This is a genomic window from Sphingomonas sp. 2SG (genome assembly GCF_005503285.1).
GTDB classification, from domain to species: domain Bacteria; phylum Pseudomonadota; class Alphaproteobacteria; order Sphingomonadales; family Sphingomonadaceae; genus Sphingomonas; species Sphingomonas taxi.
The window spans coordinates 81548-90629 of the sequence record NZ_SCMZ01000012.1 but is presented as its reverse complement, the minus strand read 5'-3'; the positions used below and the strand labels follow the sequence as shown (position 1 = coordinate 90629).

9 protein-coding genes are annotated in these 9082 nt (G+C 69.1%); 7 read left to right on the top strand and 2 right to left on the bottom strand.

The annotated features are described in order from the left end of the window. Window positions 1-422 precede the first annotated feature (422 nt). Window positions 423-1565 carry a glycosyltransferase family 4 protein gene (locus FFS23_RS07435; protein WP_171009404.1) on the bottom strand — a complete coding sequence of 381 codons (1143 nt, stop codon included), beginning with the start codon at window positions 1563-1565 and terminating at the stop codon, window positions 423-425. A 71-nt stretch (window positions 1566-1636) separates the two neighbouring features. On the opposite strand from FFS23_RS07435, the gene FFS23_RS07430 reads away from it, so the two are divergent. The 6 genes from FFS23_RS07430 (at window position 1637) to FFS23_RS07405 (ending at window position 7613) form a co-directional block, all read left to right on the top strand. Further along, window positions 1637-2335: a glutathione S-transferase N-terminal domain-containing protein gene (locus tag FFS23_RS07430; protein WP_137898085.1), complete on the top strand. Its 699-nt coding sequence runs from the start codon at window positions 1637-1639 to the stop codon at window positions 2333-2335. Between the two features lie 365 nt (window positions 2336-2700). Beyond that, entirely contained in the window at window positions 2701-4071 is a 1371-nt protein-coding gene (gene radA, locus FFS23_RS07425; protein WP_038658717.1) for a DNA repair protein RadA, read from the top strand. Window positions 4072-4524: 453 nt separating this feature from the next. Further along, on the top strand, window positions 4525-5094 hold the full coding sequence (locus FFS23_RS07420; protein ID WP_137898084.1) for a CvpA family protein: 570 nt from the start codon (window positions 4525-4527) through the stop codon (window positions 5092-5094). Further along, window positions 5091-5528: an iron-sulfur cluster assembly scaffold protein gene (locus tag FFS23_RS07415; protein ID WP_038658722.1), complete on the top strand. Its 438-nt coding sequence runs from the start codon at window positions 5091-5093 to the stop codon at window positions 5526-5528. The genes FFS23_RS07420 and FFS23_RS07415 overlap by 4 nt, the downstream gene beginning before the upstream one ends. Beyond that, window positions 5521-7287, top strand: coding sequence for a cation:proton antiporter domain-containing protein (locus FFS23_RS07410; RefSeq protein WP_137898083.1), 1767 nt, complete (start codon window positions 5521-5523; stop codon window positions 7285-7287). Before FFS23_RS07415 ends, FFS23_RS07410 begins: the two co-directional genes overlap by 8 nt. Then, entirely contained in the window at window positions 7284-7613 is a 330-nt protein-coding gene (locus FFS23_RS07405) for a DUF423 domain-containing protein (protein WP_137898082.1), read from the top strand. The genes FFS23_RS07410 and FFS23_RS07405 overlap by 4 nt, the downstream gene beginning before the upstream one ends. Before the next feature lie 4 nt (window positions 7614-7617). On the opposite strand, the gene FFS23_RS07400 is transcribed toward FFS23_RS07405, so the two are convergent. Then, window positions 7618-8100: an Lrp/AsnC family transcriptional regulator gene (locus tag FFS23_RS07400; RefSeq protein ID WP_137898081.1), complete on the bottom strand. Its 483-nt coding sequence runs from the start codon at window positions 8098-8100 to the stop codon at window positions 7618-7620. A gap of 83 nt (window positions 8101-8183) precedes the next feature. Here FFS23_RS07400 and FFS23_RS07395 point away from each other — a divergent pair, with 83 nt between their 5' ends. Then, window positions 8184-9074 carry an EamA family transporter gene (locus tag FFS23_RS07395; protein WP_137898080.1) on the top strand — a complete coding sequence of 297 codons (891 nt, stop codon included), beginning with the start codon at window positions 8184-8186 and terminating at the stop codon, window positions 9072-9074. Window positions 9075-9082 lie beyond the last annotated feature (8 nt).

Sequence of the window (9082 nt, the reverse complement as noted above, 5' to 3'; positions counted from 1 at the left end):
GCAAGGGGGAGGGGGACCAGATGTCGTCGATCGGGGTATTGCGATGACCGTTATATCCACGTCATGCCGGACCTGATCCGGCATCCCGCTTCTTCGTGTCGTCGGAAGAAGCGGGACCCCGGGTGGAGCCCGGGGTGACGGAGCGGGTTTTGGACCGTCATCCGAACCATTCAGACGGCCATATGCGGTAGCCCTGCCCCGCAAGGGGGACGCCGCATATGGACCTGCAAGTGAGTCAGTCGCTCGCCAAATCACCCCCCGTCACCCCGGACTGGTTCCGGGGTCCACCCCGCGGCGAGGAGAGCGGCTTGAGGTGAGACCATCCTCTTGCAGTCCGGTGGACCCCGGAACCAGTCCGGGGTGACGGAGAGAATGTGGAAGCGGCTCGATCCTCACTGCCATCCCCCGGGCGGTGGGAAACCTTAGCGGCCGACCAGTTCCAGATAGGTGTCGAGCACGGTCTGGTTGGCGGTGTCCCAACGGTAGGTCGCGGCCCGCGCCAGACCGGCTGCGCCCATTCGCGCCTTGAGCCCCGGTTCGGTGACGATCCGCTCGATCGCATCCGCATAGCCGGCGATATCGGTCGGCTCGACCAGAAATCCGGTCACGCCATGCTCGACGAGATCGACCGCGCCCGTCGCCCGCGCCGCCACCACCGGCACGCCGGCGGCCATCGCCTCGGTGGTGACGTTGCCGAACGTCTCGGTCACCGAGGGATTGAAGAACACGTCCATCGATGCGACCGCGCGGCCGAGGTCGTCGCCCGACTGGAAGCCGGCGAAGATCGCGCCCGGCGCCTGCTGCGCGAACCAGTCCTGCGCCGGCCCCTTGCCGATCACCAGCACCTTGTGCGGCACGCCGCGGCGGGTGAGGTCCTTGATCACCTCCGCGAAGACGTCGAGCCCCTTTTCCTTGACCAGCCGGCCGAGGAAACCGACCGCGATCTCGTCGTCGCCGATGCCGAGCGCGCGCCGCCAGGCGAGGCTGCGCCGTTCGGGCACGAAGCGATCGTGGTCGATGCCGCGCGACCAGATCGTGATCGGCGTCGTCACCCCCCATTCGCGCAGCAGCGCGCCCATGCTGGGGCTCGGCGGCATCACCCGGTCGACGCGATTGTAGAAGCGTCGCATCAGCGCCTTGATCCACGGTTCGACGAAGCCGATCCGGTAATAACGGAAATAGGTCTCGAACCGGGTGTGGAAGGAGGCGAGGCTGGGGATGCCGTTGCGCCGCGCCCAGCTCACCGCGCCATGGTTGAGCAGGTCGGGCGCGGAGACGTGGACGAGATTGGGGGCGAAGGCTTCGAGGTCGGCGCGGGTTTTCGCGGGCAGATAGCGGCCGAGCAGATATTCGGCGCGGCCGCCCGGCATCGGGATCGCCGGCACCGAGACGAGGTCGCCGGTCGGCGGGAAGGCGGGCGGATCGATCGTCGGCGAATAGATGCGGACCGTGACGCCCTGCGCCAGCAGATGGGCGACGAGCAGGTTCAGCGCCTGATTGGCACCATCGCGCGTGTAATTGTAATTGCCGCTGAACAGCGCGACACGAAGATCGGAGGGTTGCATGCTGCCGCCGGCCATAGCGGCGCGATTGCGGCGTGACTATGTCGGCGGTTCAACAGCCAAGGGTGTCGCCGATGACCGATCTGTCCGCCTTTCCGATCACGCAGCGCTGGCCGGCGCAGCATCCCGAGCGCATCCAGCTCTATTCGCTGCCGACGCCCAACGGCGTCAAAGTGTCGATCATGCTGGAGGAGACGGGGCTGCCGTACGAGGCGCACCGGATCGACTTCGGCCAGGACGAGCAGAAGTCGGCGGCGTTCGTCTCGCTCAACCCCAATGGCAAGATTCCGGCGATCATCGATCCCGACGGACCGGGCGGAGCGCCGTTCGGCCTGTTCGAAAGCGGTGCGATCCTGCTCTATCTGGCGGAGAAGAGCGGACGGTTCCTGCCGGCCGACCCGGCCGGGCGGTGGCAGGCGATCCAGTGGCTGATGTTCCAGATGGGCGGCGTCGGCCCGATGTTCGGGCAGCTCGGCTTCTTCCACAAATTCGCCGGACGCGACTTCGAGGACAAACGGCCGCGCGATCGCTACGTCGCCGAGGTGGTGCGGTTGCTGGGGGTGCTCGACGCAGCGCTGGCGGGCAGGGACTGGCTGCTGGGGGCGGACTATTCGGTGGCGGACATCGCGCATCTCGGCTGGGTGAATGCTTTGGTCGGTTTCTACGACGCGGGCGAGCTGGTCGGGTTCGAGCGGTTCGCGAACGTGGCGGCGTGGCTCGCACGCGGGCTGGCGCGGCCGGCGGTGCAGCGGGGGTTGGCGATTCCGGGGTGATCTCGAGTGCGCCGCATGACCGCCCCCAAATCCTCCCCCTTGCGGGGAGGGGTATCGCATATGATTGCGGTGATGAGGTTCGATCGGTTTCCTCATCTAAATCGTCACCCCGGACTGGTTCCGGGGTCCACCGAGCCGCAGGGGAACGGTGTCGAATCAAGCCTTTCTCCTCGCCGCAGGGTGGACCCCGGAACAAGTCCGGGGTGACGGAACAAGCATGGAAGACGACCGGCCCGCACGAGCGTCCATATAACATAGCCTTCCCCTGGCGGGTGAAGACTTGGGCTCGTTCCTCCCACCGGTGTCCGCATGGCCCGACCCGAAATCTGTTCCCTTCCCGTTCTCTTTTGCCTATATCGCGCGGCATGGCGAAACCGCAGAAACGATATGTGTGCCAGGCGTGCGGATCGGTGTCGCATCGCTGGGCGGGACAATGTGCCGATTGCTCCGAGTGGAACACGCTGGTCGAAGAGGCGAGCGCGGTGGTCACGCCGTTCCAGGCCAAGCACGACCTGCGCACCGGCGGGCGATCGTTCGAACTGGTCGGGCTCGACGCCGATATCGTCCTGCCCGAGCGGATGGCGACGGGCATCGCCGAACTCGATCGCGCACTCGGCGGCGGCTTCGTCGAGGGGTCGGCGACGCTGATCGGCGGCGATCCCGGCATCGGCAAGTCGACGCTGCTGCTGCAGGCCGCCGCCAAGCTGGCGCTCGCCGGCAAGAGCGTCGCCTATGTCTCGGGCGAGGAGGCGACCGATCAGGTGCGGCTGCGCGCGCGGCGGCTGGGCATCGGCCATGCGCCGGTACAGCTCGCCGCGGCGACCTCGACGCGCGATATCCTGACGACGCTGTCGATGGGGCCGCCGCCGGCCTTGCTGGTGATCGATTCGATCCAGACGATGCATTCCGACCTGATCGAGGGCGCGCCCGGCACGGTGAGCCAGGTGCGCGCCTCGTCGCAGGAGCTGATCCGCTTCGCCAAGGAGCGCGGCACCGCGCTGGTGCTGGTCGGCCACGTCACCAAGGACGGGTCGATCGCCGGCCCGCGCGTGCTCGAACATATGGTCGACACCGTGCTCGCCTTCGAGGGCGAGCGCAGCCACCAATATCGCATCCTGCGCGCGATCAAGAACCGCTTCGGCGGGACCGACGAGATCGGCGTGTTCGCGATGCAGAGCGAGGGGCTGGCGGAGGTCTCAAATCCCTCCGCGCTGTTCCTGACGCAACGCGACGAGGGGGTGACGGGGACGACGGTGTTCCCCGCGCTGGAGGGGACGCGGCCGGTGCTGGTCGAGATCCAGGCGCTGGTGGTGCGGCTGGCGAGCGGCGCGACGCCGCGCCGCGCGGTGGTCGGCTGGGACAGCGGGCGGCTGGCGATGATCCTCGCGGTGCTCGAGGCGCGCTGCGGGCTGAGCTTCTCCAATGCCGAGGTCTATCTGAACATCGCCGGCGGCTATCGCGTGCAGGACCCGGCGGCGGACATGGCGGTGGCGGCGGCGCTGGTCTCGGCGCTGTCCGAGCGGCCGGTGGCGATCGACGCGGTCGCGTTCGGCGAGGTCGCGCTGTCGGGCGAGATCCGGCCGGTGGCGCATGGCGCGCTGCGGCTGAAGGAGGCGGGCAAGTTGGGGTTCGAGCGCGCGCTGGTGCCGGCGGCGGTGGCGAAGGAGGAGAGCACGCTGCGGATGACGGGGTTCCGGACGCTGGGCGAGTTCGTGGATCATATGCTGGGGCGGTGACGGAGGGGCTGCCGCTTCGTCCTCAAGCCAATCGACATTGAGGAGCCTGGTGAATTCCTCCCCCGCCAGCGCAGGGTTATCGCATATGGACGCTCGTGCGTGCCTGTCGTCGTCCAAGCCCACCCCGTCACCCCGGACTTGTTCCGGGGTCCACCCTGCGGCGAGGAGAAAGGCTTGATCCGGAACCATTCTCTCGCGGCCCGGTGGACCCCGGAACGGGTCCGGGGTGACGAATCTGATAAGGAAACCGATCGAGCCTCATCACCGCAGCCATATGCGGTAGCCCTGCCCTGGCGGGGGAGGAATTCTGCTGGACGCTGAATGTCGATCGATCCTGAACTTGTCTTTTCGCCGGGATGACGAAGTCGGGGGCGGGCTGACAGCAAGGGGGAAGGGCGGTCCACGACCACCAAGGACTAGCGCCCCCGCCCGCGCATCCCTATTCCCTTGGGCATGGCGCTGACCGCTCTCGACATCATCGTACTCGTCGCCGTGCTGGGCGCGGCGCTGCTCGGGCTCAAGCGTGGCTTCGTCACCGAAGTGCTGTCGCTGTTCGCCTGGGTGGCGATCGTCGCGATGCTCAAGCTGTTCCATGTCGCGCTTGCCGCCAAGCTGGCGGGCACGATCGGCACCGCGTCGGGCGCGGCGGTGGCGGCGTTCGTGGTGATCGCCGGCGGCACCTATGTCGGCGGCAAGCTCGTCGCCAATGCGATCGGCAAGCGTACCCGCCAGTCGATCCTGGGCCCCGTCGACCGCGCACTCGGCTTCGGCTTCGGCGCGCTCAAGGGGCTGATCATCGCCAGCCTCGGCTTCCTCGTCGCGGCGCTGCTGGTCGATACCGCGCGCGGCGGCCCGGCGCAGCGGCCCGACTGGATGACGCAGTCGCGCTGCTACAACCTGCTCAACGCGACCAGCGCGGGGATCGCCGATTTCGTCGACCGGCGGCGGCGCGGCCTGCCGGTGTTCGGCGCGCGCCAGAGCCTCCGGTCCGAAGCCTCCGACAATGCGAGCAGTTCACGATGAATGCGCCCCTCTACAATGCCGAGATCCTGCGGCTCGCGGCGTCGATCCCGCATCATGCGCGGCTCGACCATGCGCAGGCTACCGCGGAGAAGCGCTCGCCGATCTGCGGCAGCCGGGTGACGGTGGACGTCGGCGTCGGCGACGACGGGCGAGTGAGCGAGGTCGGGCTGCTGGTGCGCGCCTGCGCGCTGGGGCAGGCGTCCGCGTCGCTGCTCGCGCGCGACATCCTCGGCAAGACGCCGGAAGAGCTGGCGGCGGCACGCGATGCGCTGACCGCCTGGCTGGCGCGCGAGGGCGACATGCCCGACTGGCCGGGGCTCGACGTGTTCGCGCCGGCGCTCGATTATACCGCGCGGCATCCGTCGATCCGGCTGGCGTTCGAGGCGGCGGCCGAGGCGGCCTTCGCGGCGCGCGAGGCGCATGCCGATGCATGAGGCGGCGGCCGGCGCGTCGATGCTGCGCGACGGGGTGATCCTGCTGGGGTTCGGGCTGGGCTTCGTATTGCTGTTCCGGCGGCTCGGCCTGGGTGCGACGCTGGGCTTCCTCGTCGCCGGCGCGGTGGTCGGGCCGCATCTGCTCGGCCTCGTCGGCGATGCCGAGGCGAAGATCGGGGTCGCCGAGCTCGGCATCACCTTGCTGCTGTTCATCGTCGGGCTGGAACTCAATCCGACGCGGCTGTGGCGGATGAAGCAGGAGATCTTCGGGCTCGGGCTGATCCAGGTGGTGGTGTGCGGGCTGGCGATCACCGCGGTCGTCTGGGGCGCCGCGCATTTCTCGCCGACCGCGGCGCTGGCGCTGGGGCTGCCCTTGGCGCTGTCGTCGACCGCGCAGGTGCTGCCGCTGCTGCAATCGTCGGGGCGGTTGCGCACGCCGTTCGGCGAGCGGGCATTCTCGATCCTGCTGTTCCAGGACCTGTCGATCGTGCCGCTGATCACGATCGTCGCGGCGATGAGCCGCAACCCCGCCGATGCCGGCGGACCGCCGGGCTGGCTGCTCGCACTTTATACCGTGGGCGCGGTGGCCGGGCTGATCCTCGTCGGCCGGTTCGTGCTGCGGCCGCTGTTCCGGCTGATCGGCAATCTCGGCGAGCGCGAGATGTTCGTCTTCGCCGCGCTGTTCACCGTCATCGCCAGCGCGGCGGTGATGGAGGCGCTGGGGCTGTCGACCGCATTGGGCGCGTTCATCGCCGGCGTGATGCTCGCCGACAGCCCGTACCGGCACGAGCTGGAGGCGGATGTCGAGCCGTTCCGCTCGATCCTGCTCGGCCTGTTCTTCCTCGCGGTCGGCATGATGCTCGACCTGCATGCGATTTCCGAACGGCCGCTGTTCGTGGCGAGCATGGCGCTGGCGCTGATCGCGACCAAGACCGCGGTCATCATGGGGATCGGCCTCGCCTTCAGGATGACGTGGCGCAGCGCGCTGGCGCTCGGCGTGCTGCTCAGCCAGGGCGGCGAGTTCGGCTTCGTGCTGTTCGCGCAGGCGCAGCAGGGCCTGCTCGTCGCGCCCGAGGCGGCGAGCCTGTTCGGCGCGATCATCACCGTGTCGATGGCGACGACGCCGTTCCTGATGGGCGCCACCCGCCGCTTTCGCGAGGAGCCGGTCGCCAAGGACCAGGCGCGCGACGGGCCCAAGGCCGACGGCGCCAATGCGATCATCGTCGGCTATGGCCGGTTCGGCCAGACGGTGGGGCAGATGCTGCTCGCGCAGAAGATCCCGGTGACGCTGATCGACCGCGATATCGAGATGATCGACATCGCCGGCGAATTCGGCGCCAAGGTCTATTACGGCGACGGCACGCGGCTCGACCTGCTGCGCCAGGCCGGCGCGGCGGAGGCGGAGCTGATCCTGTTCTGCATCGACGGCGACCAGATCGAGCCCGATACGCTGGAGGGAGTGCACGAGGCGTTCCCCGATGCCGCCATCTACGTCCGCGCGTTCGACCGGCGCGCGCTGGTCAAGCTCAAGAAGTCCTCGGGCGTGTTCGTCGTGCGCGAGGTGCTCGAATCGGCGGTGAAGATGGCGCGCGTCGCGATGCGCGACCTCGGCATCGCCGGCGCCGAGATCGATCGTGCCGAGGAGGCCTATCGTGCGCGCGACAAGGAACGGCTGCGCATCCAGATCGAGGCGGGGGATATCCGCGCGGCGCGGTCGATGGTCGCCGAGCAACAGCCATGGGGGAATGATCCGCGATGATCGTGGCGATACTGGCGGCGCTGTCGGGCGCCATCGCGGTGGCGGCTGGGGCATCCGGCGCACATTGGGCGAACGGTCCGGCGGTCGATTGGCTGAAAACCGGCGGTCAGTATCAGATGATCCACGCCATCGCCGCGCTGGTCGCGTTGCGCGTCGAGGCGCGCGGGCCGGCGTGGCTGTTCGTCGTCGGCGGCGCGATCTTCGCGGGGACGCTGTATCTGATGGCGCTGGGCGCGCCGCGCTGGTTCGGCGCGATCACGCCGATCGGGGGAGCGCTGCTGATCGGCGGCTGGCTGTGGCTGGCCTGGTCGCTGCGCGGCGCCTGACCCGTCAGAGCAGTGGCCGGCCGCGCGCCGGGTCGTAGCGGACGATCTCGCGCAGCGTGACCAACGTCTCGAACTGCAGCACGGCGTCGTCCGCCGCCAGCATCGTATCGGCGAAATGCTGGTAGGCCGCGATCGTCGGCACCGCGACGATCAGCAGGAAGTCGGTGCGGCCGGTGACGTTCCAGGCGCCGATCACCTCGGATCGCGCCTGCATCCGCTGCGCGAAGGCGGTTTCGGTGCGCAGGTTGCTCTGGTGGAGCTGGACCAAGACGTGGATCGTGATCGACGGGGTGAGCCGGGCGGGATCGATCACCGCGACATCGGCGACGATCACCCCGGTGCTGCGCAGCCGTCGCAGCCGCCGCAGGACGGCGCTTTCGGATAGCCCGACGCGGTCGGCGAGCGCCCGCGCCGGCAGCAGATTGTCGCGCCGGACGAGGTCGAGCAGCCGATGGTCGAAGGGATCGAGGGCGACGGTTTCGGTCATGATCGGTCAGATTATGCCGCGATCCGCCGCGCGATGCCAGATTAGGGCGACCGCCGTCGCCCGACCGCCGCTAGAAGGTCGCTATGGAGACCCGATACCCACCCGGCGCGGGGCACCGCCTGCTGCCCTATGCGGCGCTCATCACGTCGATCATGACCTTCTGCGTCGGCACGTCCTTCGCCAAGCGGCTGTTCCCGCTGGTCGGCGCCGAGGGGACGAGTGCGTATCGCGTCGGCTTTTCGGCGATCGTCCTGCTCGTGGTGGTGCGGCCGTGGCGATTCGGACTCGCGCGGGCGGATGCGGCGCGGATCGTCCGCTACGGCGTCGCGCTCGGATCGATGAACCTGTGCTTCTACATGGCTTTGCGCACGCTGCCGCTCGGCCCGACGATCGCGATCGAATTTCTCGGGCCGCTGGCGGTATCGCTGTTTCACGCGCGGCGGGCGGTGCATGTCGCGATGGCGGCGCTGGCGGTCGCGGGGCTGGCGTTGCTGCTGCCGCTGCGCGTCGGCACGCAGGCGCTCGATCCGGTCGGCATCCTGTTCGCACTCGGCGCGGCGACCGGCTGGGCGTGCTACATCGTCTTCGGCAAGCGGACCGCGCATCTGCCCGCGGGACAGGCGGTGGCGTTCGGCATGGCGAGCGCGGCGCTGCTGGTCGTGCCGATCGGCGTCGCGCAGGCGGGGACGGCGCTGCTCACCCCGGCGTGGCTCGGGCTGGGGCTGATCGCAGCGCTGCTGTCGAGCGCCATCCCCTATTCGCTGGAGATGATCGCGCTCAAACACATTCCGGCGCACAGCCTCGGCGTGCTGCTGAGCCTGGAGCCGGCGGTGGGGGCGGTGGCGGGCGTGGCGCTGCTCGGCGAGACGCTGACGCCGGCGCAATGGGGGGCGATCGCGATGGTGATGACCGCATCGATCGGCATGATCGCGGCGAGCGATGCGCCGGGCGATAGGCCGGGTCCGGATTTTTGACTGGGGGG